Below are 18,056 nucleotides of genomic sequence, written 5' to 3' on the forward strand. Positions count from 1 at the left end.
CTCACCCTTCACTCTTCACCCTTCACTTTTGCCGTCCCCTGCTCATCTGCAGAAAGTTCCGTAATATATCCTTGCCGCCAACGGTCAGGATCGACTCGGGATGGAACTGCACCCCCCAGATGGGGAATTCCCGGTGCTTAAGGCCCATGATGTGGCCATCGTCAACCCAGGCCGTCACCTCCAGGCAGTCGGGAAGGGAGGCCCGCTCCACCACCAGGGAATGGTAGCGGGTCGCCTCGAAGGGGTTATCGAGCCCATTGAAGAGCCCCTTGCCGTCATGGTGTATCCGGGAGGTCTTGCCGTGCATCAGGTAGTCGCAGCGGATAACCGTGCCGCCGAATGCGGCACCGATGGACTGGTGGCCGAGGCAGACGCCGAACAGGGGTATCCTGCCGGCAAAATGTCGGATCGTCGCCATGGAAATGCCAGCTTCGACCGGCGTGCACGGTCCGGGGGAGATGACGATCTGCTCAGGTCGCAGGTGCTCAATCTCGTCCAGGGTGATCCGGTCGTTGCGGAAGACCCGCACCTCCTCCCCCAGTTCGCCGAAATACTGGACCAGGTTATAGGTGAACGAATCGTAATTGTCGATCATCAGCAGCATGTGGCTTCCTTTGGAAGAGTTCGTGGTTCGAGGTGCGAGGTTCGAAGTTGAAACCCTTCCATACTTTGTACTGCAATTATTCCAGGCCTCGCTCCACTGTTTCTATGGCCTTGACCACAGCCATGGATTTGTTGACCGTCTCCTGGTATTCGGCGGCGGGGACCGAGTCGGCGACGATACCGGCTCCCGCTTGGAGGTGCACCATGCCGTCCTTGATCACCAGGGTTCTGATGGCGATGGCGAGGTCCATGTTGCCGGAGAAGGAGAAATAGCCGACGGCGCCGCCATATACTTCCCGCCGCACCGGCTCCAGTTCGTTGATGATCTCCATAGCCCTGACCTTTGGGGCACCGGAAAGGGTACCGGCAGGAAACGTCGCCCGCACCACGTCGAAGGCGTCCTTCCCCTCAGCCAATTCCCCCTGGACATTGGAGACGATGTGCATAACGTGGGAATAGCGCTCCACCACCATCAGCTCCGAAACATTGACGGTGCCTGTCCTGCAGACCCGTCCCAGGTCGTTTCTCCCCAGGTCCACCAGCATGACATGCTCGGCCCGCTCCTTGGGATCGGCCAGCATTTCTTCTTCCATGGCCAGGTCTTTTTCGAGGGTCTTGCCCCGCGGCCGCGTGCCAGCAATGGGGCGCAGTTCAACGCGGTTGGCCTCCCGGCGCACCATGACCTCCGGCGAAGCCCCGACCACCAGAGTATCGTCAAGGCGGAGAAAAAACATGTAGGGTGAAGGATTGAGGGTTCGCAGCACCCGGTAGATGTCCAGCGGATCTACGGTAAGCTCGGCGGAAAAACGCTGGGAGAGCACTACCTGGAAAATGTCCCCGGCCCGTATATATTCCTTGCATTTTTCCACGGCACCTTCGAAGGCTTCCCGGTCCATGCCCGACTTGAAGGAGCTTTTCTTTTTTTGGGGGGAAACTGCGGGGGCCGGAAGCGGCGTTTTCAATTTCTCGATGAGTGCGTCGATCTTTGCCGTGGCCTCTGCGTAGGCAGCCTCCACCGTCTTGCCGCTGTCCAGATGAGCGTTGGATACGACCTTGATCTTTTGGCTGACGTTGTCGAAGATGAGGATGGTGTCGGTGATGACGAAGTAGGAATCATACGCCCCGATGAGAGCCGGCTTTCCCGTCGGCAGTTCCTCGAAATGGCGCACCATGTCATAGCCTAGATAACCAACCGCCCCGCCGAAAAACCGGGGTATGCCGTCGATCATTACCGGCTGGTACCGACCGAGATAATCCCGGACGAAGTTCAGGGGGTCGGCACAGGCCTGTTTTCGCCCGATCCCCTCTTCGATGATTTCCACTGTATTACCCATGGTGCGGATGACAACGGAAGGATTGGAACCGAGAAAGGTGTAGCGTGCCCATTTTTCCCCACCCTCGATACTTTCCAGGAGGAAGGCGTATCTGCCGTCGTCAATCTTCTTGAAGGCGCTGACCGGGGTGTCGAGGTCGGCCATGATTTCCCGGTAAACGGGAATAAGATTGCCGTTTGCGGCAAGGGTGCGGAATGCGGCTAAATCGGGGTAGTACATGAAAGCCCCCGTGGACAGGGTGAGTGGGTGATGTGGTTACGGATAAAAACGGAAAGGATTTAAATAGCATAGCAGCAGGAAGGTGTCAAGAAATGGGGACCGAAAGGGGCAGGGTAAAGTAAAACACCGCCCCTTTGCCCACATCACCCTCAGCCCATATCCGGCCGCCGTGGCGATTGATGATGCGCTGAACGGTAGCAAGGCCGATGCCGGTTCCCTCGAATTCACTTTCGTTGTGAAGCCGCTGAAACGGCATGAATAATTTGTCACAGTACGCCATATCGAAACCGACACCATCGTCCCTGACGAAAATTATCTGCTCGCCGTCCTTGATCATGCTGTCGAATTCAATGACTGCTTCATCCTTTTTCGAGGTATATTTCCAGGCATTACCCAGCAGGTTCTCCATGACAAGCCGTAGCAGGTTTCTGTCGCCAGTGACGAAGATATCACCTTTGCTCTTGAAGGCAACTTTCCGCAGTGGCGCCGTATCTCTGAACATCTCCATGATGGAACAGGCCATCTCGGTGAGATTGACAGTTTCGTGCCTCATCTCCTTGCGGGATACCCGCGAAAGATCGAGAAGGTCGTCGATCAGGGCACCCATACGGTCCGTCGCGGCGCAGATGCGCCGAAGGTAGCTCCGCCCCTGCTCATCCAGGGATTCCAGGCAATCTTCAATAAGCGCCTGGCTGAAACCGTTGATGTGACGCAGCGGCGCGCGCAGGTCGTGGGAGACCGAATAACAGAAAGATTCCAGCTCCTGGTTGGCGGCATCAGCCTCAAGAGCATGGAATTTCAGGTTTGCCTGGGCCTGAGACAAGGCATCGAGCATGCCGTTTATGGCACAGGCGAGATCACGAATCTCATCATTACCCGTGGTCGAGACACGCCCGGTAAAATTGCTGTCGATCCCTATGTCCGCCACGCCTTTGCTCAGGTTGCCCAGCCGGGAGATCACCAGTTTGTCGAGCAACAAGAGAAAAACGATGGCAAAGACTGTCCCGATAAGGATCCAGGATAACATGAAAAAGCGGATGGTGGCCCTGCCCTCGCCAAGAATGTCGCGCGCCGTCTCCACACGCAGGAGGAGCGCCGGCTTGCCGTACACATCCTTCAGCACGGTGTAACCGGCTATTCTCTCCGAATTGATTGGTCGGACAAGCAACGGTTTCGTTCCATCAGCCAGAAGCGACGATGCCTGCCGCAAATCGGGCCGCTTCTGAGCATGGTCCAGCGGAAGCATCATCAAAGACAAATGGGTCGTTTTCTGCAGATGGTCGATCTCCTGCGCGTCGAGAAAACGGCCGACGATGAGAGATCCGCGCACAGGGCCTCTGAATTCACTGGTGAGTATCGGGCGGGAAGCGAGGAGTAGAATGCCCTCAGGCAGCGTGACGATGCCGGAAACGGAGCCACCGGTATCCCTGTGGTGAACAAGGGGATTATCCGGGGTAATCTGGCGCAGAAAGCTTTGGGGAAAGGGGCTGGCGGTACCGGTCAGCCGGTTGACTGACTTGGCATAGACAATGTGGCCGGAGGAATTAACGAACAGCATGAGGCTGATTTTCAGGTTGGCGAAAGCGGAATCAGCGAGATTCTTTTTTATGAATTCTTTATTAGCATTCTCAATGAAGGCATAGGCGTCGTCCCAGCCGGCATAATCGCCTGCCGTGGCATTGATGGTGTTCAACTCTGCCGCAAAGGCATCTTTTGCTCTGTCAATGTTTTTCCCGACTTCCTGCTCTTCCAGCGAGGAATAGCTATTGAGCAGAATCTGGTTCGACGTGACACAGAGAAACGCCATAAGACCGGCTAAGGTGAGACAGATGACCAGCAGGCTTTTTTGGCGTAATCTCATCCGCTACTCTCGATTGACTGTAGTCAAGCTCGGGGGCAAGAATGTTACAGGTTCTCCTCCCCTGCTCAGCACATGAATCAGGAGCGCAAGCAATGATGGTGCCCAATCAGCGTTTACAACGATCCGGGCCGGCTTAAGGAGCGACGTCTACCTGTGGCAGGGTAAAAAAGAAGGAAGCACCGGTTCCGACCTCCGCTTCACCCCAGACCTTGCCACCGTGGCGGTGAATGATGCGCTGGACGGTGGCAAGCCCGATGCCCATCCCTTCAAAATCGGCATCGCTGTGCAGCCTCTGGAAAGCACCGAACAACTTGTCGGCATATTTCATGTCAAAACCGACCCCATTATCCCGAACGAAAAATATCTGCTCTCCATTCTTGGTCACGGTGTTGAATTCTATGGATGCCTCATCGTTCTTGGATGTGTATTTCCAGGCATTGCCCATGAGGTTCTCCATGACAATGCGGAGAAGGTTACGGTCACCGTTGACCTTGATATCGGCGGCGCACCTGAAGGCGGCGTTTCTTTCGGGAGCCGTTTCCTTGAACATTTCGATGATTGAGCAGGCCATCTCACTAAGATTGACCTGCTCATGCTTCATTTCGTTGCGGGATACCCGGGAGAGCTCAAGGAGTTCGTCGATCAGAAGTCCCATGCGATCGGTCGCCGCGCAGATGCGCCGCAGGTAATTCCGCCCCTGGTCATCCAGGGATTCAAGGCAATCCTCAAGAAGTGCCTGGCTGAAGCCGTTGATATGGCGCAAGGGCGCGCGCAGGTCGTGGGAAACCGAGTAGCAGAAGGATTCCAGCTCCCGGTTCGCCGTTTCGAGCTGCAGGGTACGCTCGGCCACTCGTTGTTCCAGTTCCTCGTTCAAACGCCGTATCTCTCCATGGCTCTTGGACAACTCGTCCTGGCTGTGCAGATACTCGTCGATCTGCTGGCGGAGTTCCTCTTCGATGGAGGTCAGCTCCTCGTTGCGCTCCATCAACTCCTCTTCACGCTTGTTTATGGCATCGGCCATGTAAAAGAACGTTGCCGAAAGGGCCTCGATCTCCCGAAATTCACCGGGGACCGGAACCAGGGAATAGTCTCCTCCGGCAAGTTTATGGGCATTGGTCATTAGCCGGTCCAGGGGAAGGAGAATCTTTTTCAGCCCCCATGATGCTGCCAAAACAGAAAACGCCAGGGCTGCCAGAAGACCGTACATGAAGATTTTTTCGGCTTTTCGCACCGGAGCATAGGCCTCATCCACATCATGGGCAACGACCACAAGCCAGCCGGTTTCGGGAATCTGTACCGCCGTTCCTTCTTTCTCCTTGCCGAGAAAGGTGTAGCGGTAGGTGCCGAAGCGGCCGGCAAAGGCATCCTTGATGATAGGAAGGTTGTTCAGGTTGAACTGCTGCCGAACCAGCCTTTCTTCGGGATGGGCGATGACATTGCCGGCCCTGTTGACCACGTAGACATAACTGTATGAGGTATGGTCCAGTTGCTTGGTGATGGAAGTCAGCTCCCTCAGGTTGACGTTGGCGATGACCAGTCCGCCGCTTATGGGAACGGACACGGCAACGGTGGGTTCACCGCTGATGGGCGAAATGAAGGTCCCCGACCAGTAGGGTCCCCCCTGCCGGTTTGCCTTACGGTAAAATTCCTGGCCGGACAGATCGATACCCAGGTAATTTTTCGGGATCATTCCCGAGATTTTCCGATGGCCCAGGTGGCTGATCCTGCCCCGTGCATCCAGAATAAAAATGGATTCGAAGAATTCATCAGCCGCAACTTCCCCATTAAGGACCAGGTCAAGATCGGGGCTCGTTCTCAGCCGGGAATCTCCATCCAGCTGTCCTGCCAGTTCCTGGACAATCTTCAGCTGGCCGTCCAGATGGCTGTTCACTTCACCGGCGACGGCAGTTGCCAGGTTCTTGTTCTGGCGTGAGATATCGCTGCGCAGGTCCTGGAAAAGAAAACGATCGGCGATCATACCCATGAACAGGGTTGGAATAAGGACAATCAGCAAGGCAATCAACAGCAAGGCATTCTTCAGGGTAATTTTTTTCTTCACGTCTTATTTCACTCTCTGAAAGGAACCGTTTTTTACCACCATAAGAAAAGGTGACTCTTTGGGGTCGCCGAACCTGTCTATCACTATTTGATCCTGCAATCCATCGAAATGCACAATGGAGAGAATGGTTGACTTCAGCTTCTTCGGGTCGCTGTCGCGGGCCAGAGCGGTAAAAACCACCCTTGCCGCATCATAGGCATGGACTGCGGCAAAGGTGGGATCGCGGCGAAATCTTTCCCGGTAGTTTCTTCTGAAAGCCAGGTATGCCGGGTTGGTGCTGTTGCGGTCGAAGGTCTGAAAGAAGGTGATTCCCTCTACTGCCCGCCCTCCCTGGCTCAGCAGATCGTCTGTGGTCGCCCATTCGGAAACGACGACCGGGATGCGGGAGCCAGCCCTGCGCAAGTGCTGGCAGATCATTGCCGTGTCCATGGCGCCGGCGATGATGAAGAGTCCCTGGGAACCGTCGCTGGCGATCTGCGCGGCCAAGCGTGGATAATCAGCACCCCCACCTCCCTTGAAGGAAAGCCCCTGGACGACCCTTCCTCCCAGTCTGCGGTAGTCTTCGCTGAAATATCTGTACAAGCCCAGGGTATGCGCTTCGTTGGTGCTGTCATAAATGACGGAAACTGAGCGAATGCCCATTTTTTCAATGACATGGGTGGAGAGCAGCTGCGCTACTTTCCTGCTGGGAGGATACACCCGGAGGAAAAAATCGTCGATGCCGGTCAGGTCGTTGCTGCCGGTGGTGGGGCTCACCATTACCAGCTGTGCAGGGTTGGTTACGGAAAGGCCGGCTACCGACATGACACTGGTCATGTGACCGATGACGGCAACGGCACCTGCCTCAATCAGTTCCCGGTCAACTTTCTTGGCCTGCTCAGGGTCCTGGGCATCATCCTTGGCCAGGAGCTCCACCTTCCGACCACGTATACCGCCGGCCGCATTTACCTCCTCCACTGCCAAAAGGGCGCCGTCACGGCCGGAGATTCCCAGGTCGGCAAATTTTCCGGTCAACGGCCCTGCGTAACCGAGGTAAATGGGTTGCTTGTTCCGACAACCCGACTGCAGCACCAAGACCGACAGAAGGGAAAACATCAAAAGAAGCTGCGGGAAAATACGAATGGTCATGCACCCCCCTTCCCGTGGACTCATACTACTAGTTACATGTCGGCTATGCCCGGCGAAAATTGAGCCATCATATAATTTTGTCAGTTAATTGTCCATAATTAGCGCTTTTAATAAGCCGGGGAGGCCACTACAGCAATTTACACCTTGAAAATTGCACCGACAATGATTAGGTTGTTGCAAACCGACTCTACTTTTGCACAAAGGAGAACCACCGTTCATGACCAAGAGCACGAAAAAGTTCGAAACAGAAGTACAGCAGCTACTAGACCTGGTTATACATTCCCTCTACTCGAACAAGGACATCTTCCTGCGAGAGCTTGTATCCAACGCCTCAGACGCCATCGATAAAATCAAATTCGAGTCCCATTCCAACATGGACCTTCTGGAAGGCAACGCCGACTGGAAGATAAAGATCATCCCCGACAAAAACGCCGGCACCCTGACCATCCGCGACAATGGTATCGGCATGAACAGGGCCGAGGTGGAAGAAAATATCGGCACCATTGCCCGCTCCGGCACCCGCGCCTTCATGGACGACCTGAAAGGGAAAAACCTTGCGGACAACCCGGAGCTGATCGGCCAGTTCGGCGTCGGCTTCTATGCTTCCTTCATGGTGGCCGACAAGGTGACCCTGATGACCCGCAAGTCAGGAGACAAGAATGCCGCCTGCTGCTGGGAATCCACCGGTGACGGCAGTTACACCATCGAAGACTGCGAAAAGGAGACCCGCGGTACCGACATCACCCTGCATCTGAAAGAAGAGATGAAGGAATATCTGGACGAATGGAAGATTCGCGGCATCATCAAGAAATACTCCGACTACGTCCAGTACCACATCGTCATGGATATAACCAGGGAAGAGCCGGTCAAGGGGGTGGACGGCAAAGTCATCGAGGGTGGCGGTACCATCGAAAAGACAACCGAAGAGACCCTGAACTCCATGAAGGCCATCTGGACCCGGCCCAAGAGCGAGATCAGCGAAGAGGAATACGAAGAGTTCTACAAGCATATTTCCCACGATTACGACAAACCGTTCCGCACCATCCACTACTCCGCGGAAGGAACCAGTGAGTTCAAGGCACTGGTCTACATTCCCAGCCATAAACCATTCGACCTCTTCATGCGCGACCACAAGAAGGGAATCCACCTCTACGTGAAGCGGGTCTTCATCACCGACAACTGCGAAGCGCTGGTTCCCGATTACCTGCGTTTCATGAAGGGGGTAGTTGACTCCAGCGACCTGCCCCTCAATGTCTCCCGCGAGATACTCCAGGAAGATGTGCAGATAAAACGGATCGAGAAGAACCTGGTGGGCAAGATCCTCTCCACCCTGGCGGAAACAAAGGGAAAAACCCCCGAAGACTACCTGAATTTCTACAGGGAATTCGGGCCGGTACTCAAGGAAGGAATCCACTTCGATTTCGCCAATAAGGAGAAGCTGCAGGACCTGGTCCTTTTCGAAAGCTCCAGAACCGACGAGGGGCAATTCGTTTCCCTGAAGGAATACGTGGCACGCATGCCCGAAAACCAGAAGGATATCTACTACATAACCGGCCCCTCCCGCTCGGGCCTGGAAAATTCCCCGCACTTGGAGATATTCCGCAAGAAGGGCTTCGAGGTCCTCTACATGACTGACCCGGTGGACGAATGGGTGGTTCAGGCCCTCACAGAGTATGACGGCAAAAAGCTCCATGCCGTAGACCGGGGAGACCTGGAACTGGACAGCGAAGAGGAAAAGAAAGAGAAGGAAGCCAAGCAGGAAGAGGCAAAGAAGCACTACCAGGGGGTGCTGGATTATATCAAGGAGCAGCTGAAGGACAAGGTCAAGGAGGTTCGTTTCTCCAACCGCCTCACCGACAGCGCCTGCTGCCTCGTTGCCGATCAATACGGGCTTAACGCCAATATGGAAAAAATCCTCAAAGCAATGAATCAGGAGGTGCCCGAGTCGAAGCGTGTTCTGGAGCTCAACCCCGACCACCCGCTGATGCAGGTCCTGAACGGGCTTTTCGAGAAGGACAAGGACAATCCGAAGCTCGCCGACTACTGCGGTCTGCTCTATGACCAGGCCCTGCTCACAGAAGGTTCGCCCATCCCCGACCCACTCCGCTTCACCCGGCTCATTTCGGAGCTGATGGTGAAAGCGGCATAACATCAGCTAGATGACGCAAAAAAGCCGGGCCGATCGAAGTCGGTCCGGCTTTTTTTTGGTTTTTCTGGGAAGTTTCAGCGAAAGGCAGCCAGTCGCGACGTCGTCCGTTCGTCTGTCGCCACGACTGTCTTCCCTGGAAATTTCTGGAGAACCTTTCTATGCTGTTTTCAATAACTCGTCAAAGCCGGATCAGATCCTCGTGCTCCTCCTCATGGGGATTGATATGGATCATCACGTCCCCCACGTTGGAGAACCGGTCGAAGATGAGCTTCTTTACCTCTGTGGCAATGGCATGGGAACATTTGACCGTCATCTCCGGGTCCATGTCTAGTTTGAGATCGATGATGACATACTGGCCCGAACGGCGCCCCTTTATCTCATGCACATGTTCTACTCCCTGGACATCTTCGGCCAAAGCGGTTATGGAGTGAAGCATCTCCTGTGGTGGCTGGCCGTCCATGAGGTCATGGGCTGCGCCACTGAAGGTCTGGTAGCCGATATGGAAGATGAAGAAGGAGGTGAGGCCTGCAGCCAGCGGGTCCAGCACCTTTACACCGAAAAAAGCGCCCGTAACACCTACCAGGGTGGCAATGGAGGTGACGGCATCCTTGCGGTGATCCCTGGCAATGGCCATGACGGCAGGACTGCCGAGCCCCCCGCCCACTTTTAGGGAAAAACGGCACAGCCATTCCTTGACCAGTATGGTGATCAGGGCAGCCGCCACGGCGATCAATCGGGGCTCCTCGTAACCCCCGGCGGCAATCGTTTTTCCCGATTTATAGAGGATGCCGAACCCGGTGATGAAAATGACCAGCGACACCAGGATGGCGGAGATGCTTTCGGCACGGCCGTGACCGTAGGGATGCTTTTCATCGAAGGGTTTTCGCCCGATCCGCAGGGCGATAATCGTCGTCAGGAGGGCGACGAAATCACAGGCACTCTCTACGCCATCGGCAAAAACCGCTTCTGAATTGCCGAAGTGACCTGCCGCTATTTTCATCACCATAAGCACCGCGTTCATCCAGAATCCAAGCTTGATAACCCGGTCCGCCTCGTTGAAACGCTCAGTCCTTTGCACTAAATGCCCCCTGCCCTGCGCAGATCCTTCACCGTCAACTGCAGGGAACTTCTGCCATTCCAGTTATTTATAGCAGGGGAAAAGGCCAGGTCAATGCGATCTCCTGCCGCAGCCCTCCCTGCCATGGAAAAGGCGATGGCATCCAGTTTCCTGTTCCCGGTCTGAAGGCGCAGTTTCAAATGAGTATCCTTGACGATCCGGCTCTCCAGCACCCGTGCATCGCGTAAAAGGAACAACGGCTCCGGATTTCCCATGCCGAAGGGTTTCATTTTATCCAGTTCCCCCACGAGCTCCGGGGTGAGCTCCTCCGCCTTCAACTCGGCGTCCAGAAAAAGTACCGGTATGAGATCCTCTGCGGTAAGGAGACCGTCAGCAACCTGGTCGAAGCGCTCCACAAACTGTTCCAGCGTCTCTTCGGCAATGGTAAGCCCGGCAGCATGCCGGTGTCCGCCGAATTTGACCAAGTGCTCCGCACAGGCAGCGAGCGCCTCGTGCAGGTGAAAGGCGGCGATGCTGCGGCCGGAGCCTTTGCCGTTGCCGTCTTTCAGGGAGATGAGGATTGTGGGCCGGTGGTAGAGGTCCACCAGCCGCGAGGCGACGATGCCGATTACCCCGGGATGCCATTTTTCGGAGGCAAGTACAATACTTTTCCTGCCTTTGAAAACTGCATTCCCCTTCACAATCTTCAGGGCGTCGTTGAGTATCTCCCGCTCCACCGCCTGCCGCTCTACGTTGCCGGCATCGAGAGCGGCTGCCAGTCGTTCGGCGTTTCTCAAATCCTCCGAGAGCAGAAGCTCCACCGCCATGGAAGCGTTCTCCAGCCGTCCTGCGGCATTGAGCCGGGGCGCGAGACGAAAGCCCACTGCGCCGCACCCCACCTCCCCGGTTATGCCGGAAACCTTTTTCAACGCCTGCACACCTGGGCGTTTCGACTGGGCCAGCTCGACCAGACCGTGCTTAACCAGGATGCGGTTTTGGTCCACGAGCGGTACAACGTCGGCAATGGTGCCCAAAGCCACCAAATCCAAGTACTCCCGCAGTTTCGGCTCGTCTCGCCCGGAAAAGAATCCCCGGTCCCGGAGGCGGCTTCTCATGGCAATCGCCAGGTTGAAGGCAACGCCGACCCCGGCGAGAGACTTGAACGGGTAAGGGCAGCCTGCCCGATGCGGATTGATGACGGCGCAGGCATCCGGAAGAACATCCCCCGGGGTGTGATGATCGGTGATGACCAGGTCTACGCCGGCATCGGCGCAGAGTGTTGCTTCGGCCACGGCCGTGATACCGCAGTCGACGGTCACCATGACTCTGGCTCCCTGCCCCGCCGCCTTTCGTACCGCTTCGCCGGAGAGGCCATACCCATCCACCAGGCGATCGGGAATGATATAAAAGGCATCGATGTCGAGTGCCCGGAAAAAAGTCAGGAGCAGCACCACCGAAGTTATGCCATCCACATCATAATCGCCATGAATACAAACCCGTTCCCTGTCGGCCACTGCCTGCACAAGCCTTTCCACCGCAGCTTCCATGCCGAGCATGAGAAAAGGATCGTGCAGCCCTGCAAGGGTTGGAGCAAAAAAGGCAGCAGCGGTCGTACCGTCGCAGGAGACACGATTGAGGAGTAATCGCGCGAGAAGTGGGGATGCGATTCCTTCCCGTACCAGCCGCTCCACAGCTTCCGGCTCGCACTTTTTCAGCTCCCACTTTTTTTCCTGCAGATGATGCATCTTTTGCTCCACGGCATTTTTTCATAAAAAAACCCCGCCTGAGCGGGGTCAGATTGCTGACAAAGTCACAATCTCTAAGGCTGATCAAAAGTCCCAGGTGCAAGGCGCCCGAAACCTGAGGAGTGAGTCGTACTTAAGAGTACGCCGCAGCGACGAATGGTGAGGGCAACGCCGCAGATGGGGCTTTTTCATCAGCCCCAAAACCCCGCCTGAGCGGGGTCTTTGACTGCACCGGCAGTTATTTGGAGCCCGACTTGAGCTGGTCCAGCTGCAGTTTTATCTGTTGTGCGGTGGGGCTCGTGGAATCTAGCTCCAGGTAACGGGTCCAGGCTTTCACCGCTTTGTCCGGCTGTTTCAGGTCAGTGGCGTAAACGACACCAAGGTTGTAAAGGCTCTGCAGGTGTTTGGGGTCGATCTGCTGAGCTTTTTCGAAATTGGCAACGGCCTTGTCGAACCAGCCGATCTTCCGGTACATGATCCCCTGGTCCGTCAGGACATTGGTGTTGGTAGGATCGAGCTCCAGGGCCTTGCCGTAGGCATCGACAGATTTCTTCGCCTGATCTGTGTCAAAATAATCATTCCCCAGCTGAATCCAGGCCTGGACGTTTTTCGGATCGGCGGTCACTATTTTTTCAGCTTCGGCTATGCGCTGCTGGTAGTCAGTGGGAGAGCCTGACCCCGCCGGCAGTCCACCGCCAACGGGAGCGGATTCTTTCTTGGAACTGACGCTGAAGATGAGAAACCCGCCGAGCAGGCCGATAATCAGTGCGACAACAATGCCGAGTATGCTTTCTTTTTTCATGGAAAGGGCTCCTTATGCTTTGGCTGGACCGGGTTTTTTTTCCCACAGTGAAACAATCGGACTGGCCACAAAGATGGAGGAGTAGGTCCCGACGACAACCCCGACCACCAGGGCAAACGCGAAGTCATGGATTACCTCTCCGCCAAAGAGAAAGAGGGAGGTGGCGGCGAGGAAGGTGGTCAGAGAAGTGATGATGGTCCGGGAAAGGACTTCATTGATGCTCTGGTTGAAAATGGAAGGAACGGATTCCTTCAGGTTCTTGTGCAGATTCTCTCTGATCCGGTCGAAGACGACGACTGTGTCGGTGAGGGAATAACCGGCTATGGTCAGAACTGCCGTTATGAGCAGGAGGTTTACCTCCTTGTTGAGGACGAAAAAGACGGCAAAAATGGCCAGAACGTCGTGCATTGTGGCAATGACGGCTCCGACGCCGAATTTGTAGTCGAAGCGCCAGGCAATATAGAGGATGATGCCGAGCATGGAAATGGCGACGGCAATGAGGGTATCCTTACGCAGCTTGTCGCCGATGGACGGGCCGATTTCGGTGGAGCTCTCCACGACGAAGGGATTGGCGGCAAAATCCTTCTTCAGCGCCTCCTGGACCGTTTCCGAAAGGTTGCCGGTGGATTTCCGCATCTTGATCAGGAGCTTGTTTCCTTCCTTGATCTCCTGCAGTTCCACCTCCTTGATACCGTGGTTGGACAGACTGCTCCGCACGTGATCGATGGTTACCGGCGCAGTGAATTTCAGCTGCATTGCCGTCCCGCCGGAGAAATCTATTCCCATGTTGGCGGCTCCCCGGGCGATCTGGATGATGGCAACGAGGCCAATAATGGCGATAATGGCCGAGATGGCGAAGGATATCTTCTTCATCCCCATGAAGTCGATTTTGGTCTTCTTGATCAGTTCCATCGGTTCCTCCCTTATATGCTCAGTCTCTTCACCGTGGCCCGCTCCAGGAACAGATCGAAAATGACCCTGGTGGCAACAAGCGAAGTGAACAGATTGATGATGATACCGAGACTCAAGGATACGGCGAACCCTTTAACCGGGCCGGTGCCGAACTGGAAAAGAACGGCGGCGGTAATCAGGGTGGTCACATGGGAGTCCATGATGGTCAGAAAGGCTTTGTCGTAACCGGCATCCAGGGCTGCCCTGGGGGTCTTGCCGATACGCACCTCTTCACGGATCCGCTCGAAGATAAGCACGTTGGAATCGACTGACATCCCCACCAGGAGAACGATAGCGGCGATGCCCGGCAGGGTGAGGGTAGCGCCGAGGGCGGCAAGAGAGCCCATGAGGAAGATGATGTTCAGCACCATGCCGAAGTTGGCCACAAGGCCTGCCAGTTTGTAATAGATAGCCATGAAGACCACCACCAGGGCAACGCCGATCAGACCGGCTATGAGCCCCTTGTTGATGGAATCCTGTCCCAGGGACGGACCGACAGTCACGTTCTGGATGATCTTCACCGGGGCGGGGAGCGAGCCGGCCCGCAGAACGATGGCCAGGTCGGAGGCTTCCTTCTCCGTAAAGGAGCCGGAAATCTGGGCGCTCCCCCCTGAGATGCGCTCGCGGATTACCGGAGCGGAGTAGATGTTGTTGTCAAGGACGATGGCAAAACGCTTGCCCACGTTGGCCGCGGTAACCTGGTCGAAGAGCCGGGCGCCCGTAGAGTTGAACTCGATGGCCACATAGGGCTGGTTGTACTGGGAGTCAATCCGTATCTGGGCGTCGGTGAGCAGGTCTCCCGTGATCATCGCCTTCCTTTTCACCACCAGGGGTGTTTCGGAAACGGCGCCGGTAGTGGAATCGGTCTTCTTCTCGTATAGGAGCTCATCATCCTCGGGCAGGGATGAAGGAGTCGCGGTCGCGGCATTGATGTTCTCGTCCACCAGCTTGAACTCCAGCCGCGCCGTCTTGCCGATCAGCTCGATGGCCCGCTTTGGGTCCTTGATGCCGGGAAGCTGGATAACGATGTGGGAGATGCCCTCGCGCTGGATGACCGGCTCGGAAACGCCGAACTGGTCGATCCTGTTGCGGATGGTTTCCAGCGCCTGCTGTACGGCCTTGTCCTTCCTGACCTGGGCCTCTTTTTCATTAACCCTCAGCTGCAGATTGACAAAGCCCCCCTCTTCGAAAACGGGCAGAAGCTCAAGATCCGGATATTTTTTCTTGACCAGCTTCTGCACCGTATCGGCGGAGCCCCGGTCGTAGAGCACCAGCTGGACCCGGTCGGAACCGACCTTGCCGGCCCGCTTGAAGCGGATATTCTGGGCATTGAGGGAATCCTCAAGGTCCGTTGCAATGAGATCCAGAGAACCTTCGACCGCCTTCTGGGTCTCCACTTCCATAACCAGATGGCTCCCCCCCTGCAGGTCTAGGCCCAGATGGATCTTGTCCTTGGGCAGCACCCCCCACCAGGAGGGGAGCTTTGAGACCAGAGTCGGGGTCATGTAGAGGAAAGAAAGCAAAAGGAACGCGACAATCAGGCTGATTCGCCAGGTAAAACCCTTGCTCATGGATGAAGCTCCTTTCAGTTCGTCAAATCAGTCTTTTTTCAGGCTGGCGATGAAACCTTTGTTGATCTTGACGTTTACTCCTGTGGCAATTTCCAGGGTAACGATATTTTCATCGATGGCAGTTACCTTGCCGTGCAGGCCGCCGGCGGTGACGACCTGATCCCCTTTTTTCAGGGAATCCAGCAGGGCACGGTGTTCCTTGGCCTTTTTCTGCTGGGGGCGAATGAGAAGAAAATAAAAGATGGCAAACATGAAAATCAGCGGCACCAGGTTCATGAGAGCAGACTGTCCCCCTCCGGCAGTCGGTCCGCCGGCAGGTGTTCCCATCGCGAAAGCCAAACCAAACATTGTCAAACCTCCATTAATATATTGGAATCTTTCGTTCCCTTTGCGGGGGCGGAAAAAAATGCTAAGTGCAACCGTCCGTAGTGGATCTTTTTTTGTAAAACTCCTGTCGGAACCGGGGAAACCGATCCTCGGCAATGGCCTTTCTCGCCGCTGACATCAGCGAGAGGTAATAGTGCAGGTTATGCCAGGTATTAAGGCGTGACGCCAGTATTTCGCCGCTACGGAACAGATGCCGCAGATAGGCGCGGCTGTAATTCCTGCAAACGTAACAGTCGCATTCCGGATCTATGGGAAGCGTGTCTTCCGCATACCGTGCACCCTTGATGTTCAGCCTGCCGAAGGAGGTGAATACCATGCCGTTCCGGGCATTCCTGGTGGGCATGACGCAGTCGAACATGTCGAAGCCGGCATTGATCCCTTCGATCAGATCTTCGGGTGCGCCAATGCCCATGACATAGCGGGGTTTATCCGCCGGAAAGAATGGTGCCGAAAACTGCATCACCTCGTGCATGAGCGCCTTTTCTTCCCCTACCGACACCCCTCCCAGGGCATAACCATCGAAGCCTATCTCCTGCAATGCCGCGGCGCTCCGCTCCCGCAATTCGGGCATCATCCCCCCCTGAACGATGCCGAAGAGCGCCTGATCGTCCCGCCGTTTGGCATTCTTGCAGCGTAACGCCCAGCGCGTCGTCATCTCCATGGACCTGGCCACATAGGCGTAATCCGCCGGATACGGAGGACACTCGTCGAAACACATCATGATGTCGCTCCCCAGGGCCTCCTGGATGGCGATGGATGTCTCCGGCGAAATAAAATGATAGGAGCCGTCCAGGTGCGACTGGAACTTGACCCCGTCCTCCGTGATCTTGCGCAGTTCACCAAGACTGAAGACCTGAAATCCGCCGCTATCGGTCAGGATCGGCCCGTCCCAGTGCATGAACTTGTGGAGCCCACCGAGTCGCGCCACCAGCTCATGGCCGGGACGCATGTAGAGGTGGTAGGTGTTGGCCAGAATGATCCGGCTTCCCGCCTGAACCAGTTCCTCCGGGGTCATGGCTTTGACCGTCGCCTGGGTCCCCACCGGCATGAATATGGGGGTCTCGAAGCTGCCGTGGGGTGTTGTCAAGGAACCAAGCCTGGCAGAGCTCACGCTGCAGGTTTTTATGAGATCGAACGTAATGGCCGGCAAGTAAACCTTCAATGGATGAACATGGCGTCGCCGTAGCTGAAAAAGCGGAACTTTCTCCGTACTGCCTCGGCATACGCGTTAAAGAGCTTGTCCTTCCCGGCAAATGCGGATACTAGCATCAGCAGGGTCGATTCCGGCAGATGAAAATTGGTGATCAGGGCATCTACCGCCTTGAATTCATAACCGGGAAGGATGAAGATGTCCGCCTCCCCTTCCGTTGCCACAAGGCTGCCATCCGCGGCGGCGGCGTGCTCCAGAGCCCGGGTGGTCGTGGTACCGAGGGCAATGACCCGTTTCCCCGCCTTTTTGCGGTCGGTGACCGCCTGTGCCGTTGTCGCCGGTATACGGTAATATTCCCGGTGCATGCGGTGTTCGCGCAACTCCTGCACCCTGACCGGCATGAAGGTGCCGAGTCCCACATGCAGGGTCAGCGGCACGATATCGACGCCCCGCTCCCGGATCTGTTGCAATAGACTCTCGGTAAAATGGAGTCCTGCGGTGGGCGCTGCCACAGCACCCCGTTCCCGGGCAAAGACCGTCTGGTAACGTTCTCCGTCATCGGTACGGGCGGCACGGCGTATGTACGGAGGAAGGGGCATGTTGCCGATTCTGTCGAGACGGTCGAGAAACCCCTCCTCGGGAGAAAAGGAAACAAGCCATGAATCCTGTCCGTCACGTTCCACGATGCGGGCCGTCACCCCCTCTGCCAAATGAATGGACGATTCGGGAACCGGAGGTTTGGATGATTTTATCAGGCATTGCCACACCTGGCCCGCTCCGGGCCTGCGCCTGACCAGGAATACCTCCGCCTTGCCGCCGGTTTCCTTCCGTCCAAGGAGCCTGGCCGGAATCACTCGAGTGTCGTTGATAACAAGCAGGTCCCCCTCGACGAAAAGACCGGCCATATCGGCGACAACTCCTTCACCGATCTCGCCGCTCCTCCGGTCTAGGGTCATAAGGCGGGCCGCTTCCCTCTGCTGCGCAGGTTCCTGCGCTATCAACTCCGTCGGGAGATGGTAATAAAAATCCTTAAGCTGCAT

The 18,056-nt window shown here is 56.0% G+C and carries 14 protein-coding genes; 1 reads left to right on the forward strand and 13 read right to left on the reverse strand.

Translation table 11 applies throughout. The features are described from left to right. Positions 1-22: 22 nt before the first annotated feature. The 5 genes from ML541_RS06975 to ML541_RS06995 all read right to left on the reverse strand — a co-directional run bounded on the left by ML541_RS06975 (position 23) and on the right by ML541_RS06995 (position 7,204). Entirely contained in the window at positions 23-604 is a 582-nt protein-coding gene (locus ML541_RS06975) for an aminodeoxychorismate/anthranilate synthase component II (protein ID WP_243371894.1), read from the reverse strand. Positions 605-680: 76 nt separating this feature from the next. Further along, positions 681-2,156: an anthranilate synthase component I gene (gene trpE, locus ML541_RS06980; protein ID WP_243371896.1), complete on the reverse strand. Its 1,476-nt coding sequence runs from the start codon at positions 2,154-2,156 to the stop codon at positions 681-683. Positions 2,157-2,241: 85 nt separating this feature from the next. After that, on the reverse strand, positions 2,242-4,017 hold the full coding sequence (locus tag ML541_RS06985; RefSeq protein WP_243371899.1) for a CHASE4 domain-containing protein: 1,776 nt from the start codon (positions 4,015-4,017) through the stop codon (positions 2,242-2,244). Positions 4,018-4,150: 133 nt separating this feature from the next. Beyond that, positions 4,151-6,076, reverse strand: a complete 1,926-nt coding sequence (locus tag ML541_RS06990; RefSeq protein ID WP_243371901.1) for a cache domain-containing protein — start codon at positions 6,074-6,076, stop codon at positions 4,151-4,153. Between the two features lie 3 nt (positions 6,077-6,079). Beyond that, positions 6,080-7,204 (reverse strand): ABC transporter substrate-binding protein, encoded by a 1,125-nt coding sequence (locus tag ML541_RS06995; RefSeq protein WP_243371903.1) that lies wholly within the window; start codon positions 7,202-7,204, stop codon positions 6,080-6,082. Positions 7,205-7,421: 217 nt separating this feature from the next. Between ML541_RS06995 and htpG the strand changes: the two genes are divergently transcribed. Then, the gene (htpG, locus tag ML541_RS07000) at positions 7,422-9,353 is read left to right on the forward strand and encodes a molecular chaperone HtpG (RefSeq protein WP_243371904.1); all 1,932 of its coding nucleotides are present in this window, start codon (positions 7,422-7,424) and stop codon (positions 9,351-9,353) included. Between the two features lie 178 nt (positions 9,354-9,531). On the opposite strand, the gene ML541_RS07005 is transcribed toward htpG, so the two are convergent. The 8 genes from ML541_RS07005 to queA form a co-directional block, all read right to left on the reverse strand. Further along, on the reverse strand, positions 9,532-10,431 hold the full coding sequence (locus tag ML541_RS07005) for a cation diffusion facilitator family transporter (protein ID WP_243371905.1): 900 nt from the start codon (positions 10,429-10,431) through the stop codon (positions 9,532-9,534). After that, on the reverse strand, positions 10,431-12,155 hold the full coding sequence (gene recJ, locus ML541_RS07010; RefSeq protein WP_243371906.1) for a single-stranded-DNA-specific exonuclease RecJ: 1,725 nt from the start codon (positions 12,153-12,155) through the stop codon (positions 10,431-10,433). The genes ML541_RS07005 and recJ overlap by 1 nt, the downstream gene beginning before the upstream one ends. Positions 12,156-12,393: 238 nt before the next feature. Further along, entirely contained in the window at positions 12,394-12,957 is a 564-nt protein-coding gene (locus ML541_RS07015) for a tetratricopeptide repeat protein (protein ID WP_243371907.1), read from the reverse strand. A 12-nt stretch (positions 12,958-12,969) separates the two neighbouring features. Next, positions 12,970-13,869, reverse strand: coding sequence for a protein translocase subunit SecF (secF, locus tag ML541_RS07020; protein ID WP_243371908.1), 900 nt, complete (start codon positions 13,867-13,869; stop codon positions 12,970-12,972). 11 nt (positions 13,870-13,880) lie between these two features. Continuing rightward, positions 13,881-15,479 (reverse strand): protein translocase subunit SecD, encoded by a 1,599-nt coding sequence (gene secD, locus ML541_RS07025; RefSeq protein ID WP_243371909.1) that lies wholly within the window; start codon positions 15,477-15,479, stop codon positions 13,881-13,883. Positions 15,480-15,506: 27 nt separating this feature from the next. Further along, positions 15,507-15,827: a preprotein translocase subunit YajC gene (gene yajC, locus ML541_RS07030; protein ID WP_243371910.1), complete on the reverse strand. Its 321-nt coding sequence runs from the start codon at positions 15,825-15,827 to the stop codon at positions 15,507-15,509. A gap of 61 nt (positions 15,828-15,888) precedes the next feature. Next, positions 15,889-17,016 (reverse strand): tRNA guanosine(34) transglycosylase Tgt, encoded by a 1,128-nt coding sequence (tgt, locus tag ML541_RS07035; RefSeq protein WP_243371911.1) that lies wholly within the window; start codon positions 17,014-17,016, stop codon positions 15,889-15,891. 8 nt (positions 17,017-17,024) lie between these two features. Further along, positions 17,025-18,056, reverse strand: coding sequence for a tRNA preQ1(34) S-adenosylmethionine ribosyltransferase-isomerase QueA (gene queA / locus ML541_RS07040; RefSeq protein ID WP_243371913.1), 1,032 nt, complete (start codon positions 18,054-18,056; stop codon positions 17,025-17,027).

This window comes from Geotalea sp. SG265, assembly GCF_022808985.1.
In the GTDB taxonomy this organism is placed as follows: domain Bacteria; phylum Desulfobacterota; class Desulfuromonadia; order Geobacterales; family Geobacteraceae; genus Geotalea.

Coding starts and splice junctions, on each gene's coding strand:
- ML541_RS06995 (WP_243371903.1), bottom strand. CDS start 7,204: ATGACCATTCGTATTTTCCCGCAGCTTCTTTTGATGTTTTCCCTTCTG.
- queA (WP_243371913.1), bottom strand. CDS start 18,056: ATGCAGCTTAAGGATTTTTATTACCATCTCCCGACGGAGTTGATAGCG.
- ML541_RS06985 (WP_243371899.1), bottom strand. CDS start 4,017: ATGAGATTACGCCAAAAAAGCCTGCTGGTCATCTGTCTCACCTTAGCC.
- secF (WP_243371908.1), bottom strand. CDS start 13,869: ATGGAACTGATCAAGAAGACCAAAATCGACTTCATGGGGATGAAGAAG.
- recJ (WP_243371906.1), bottom strand. CDS start 12,155: ATGCATCATCTGCAGGAAAAAAAGTGGGAGCTGAAAAAGTGCGAGCCG.
- ML541_RS07015 (WP_243371907.1), bottom strand. CDS start 12,957: ATGAAAAAAGAAAGCATACTCGGCATTGTTGTCGCACTGATTATCGGC.
- ML541_RS06975 (WP_243371894.1), bottom strand. CDS start 604: ATGCTGCTGATGATCGACAATTACGATTCGTTCACCTATAACCTGGTC.
- trpE (WP_243371896.1), bottom strand. CDS start 2,156: ATGTACTACCCCGATTTAGCCGCATTCCGCACCCTTGCCGCAAACGGC.
- secD (WP_243371909.1), bottom strand. CDS start 15,479: ATGAGCAAGGGTTTTACCTGGCGAATCAGCCTGATTGTCGCGTTCCTT.
- yajC (WP_243371910.1), bottom strand. CDS start 15,827: ATGTTTGGTTTGGCTTTCGCGATGGGAACACCTGCCGGCGGACCGACT.
- htpG (WP_243371904.1), top strand. CDS start 7,422: ATGACCAAGAGCACGAAAAAGTTCGAAACAGAAGTACAGCAGCTACTA.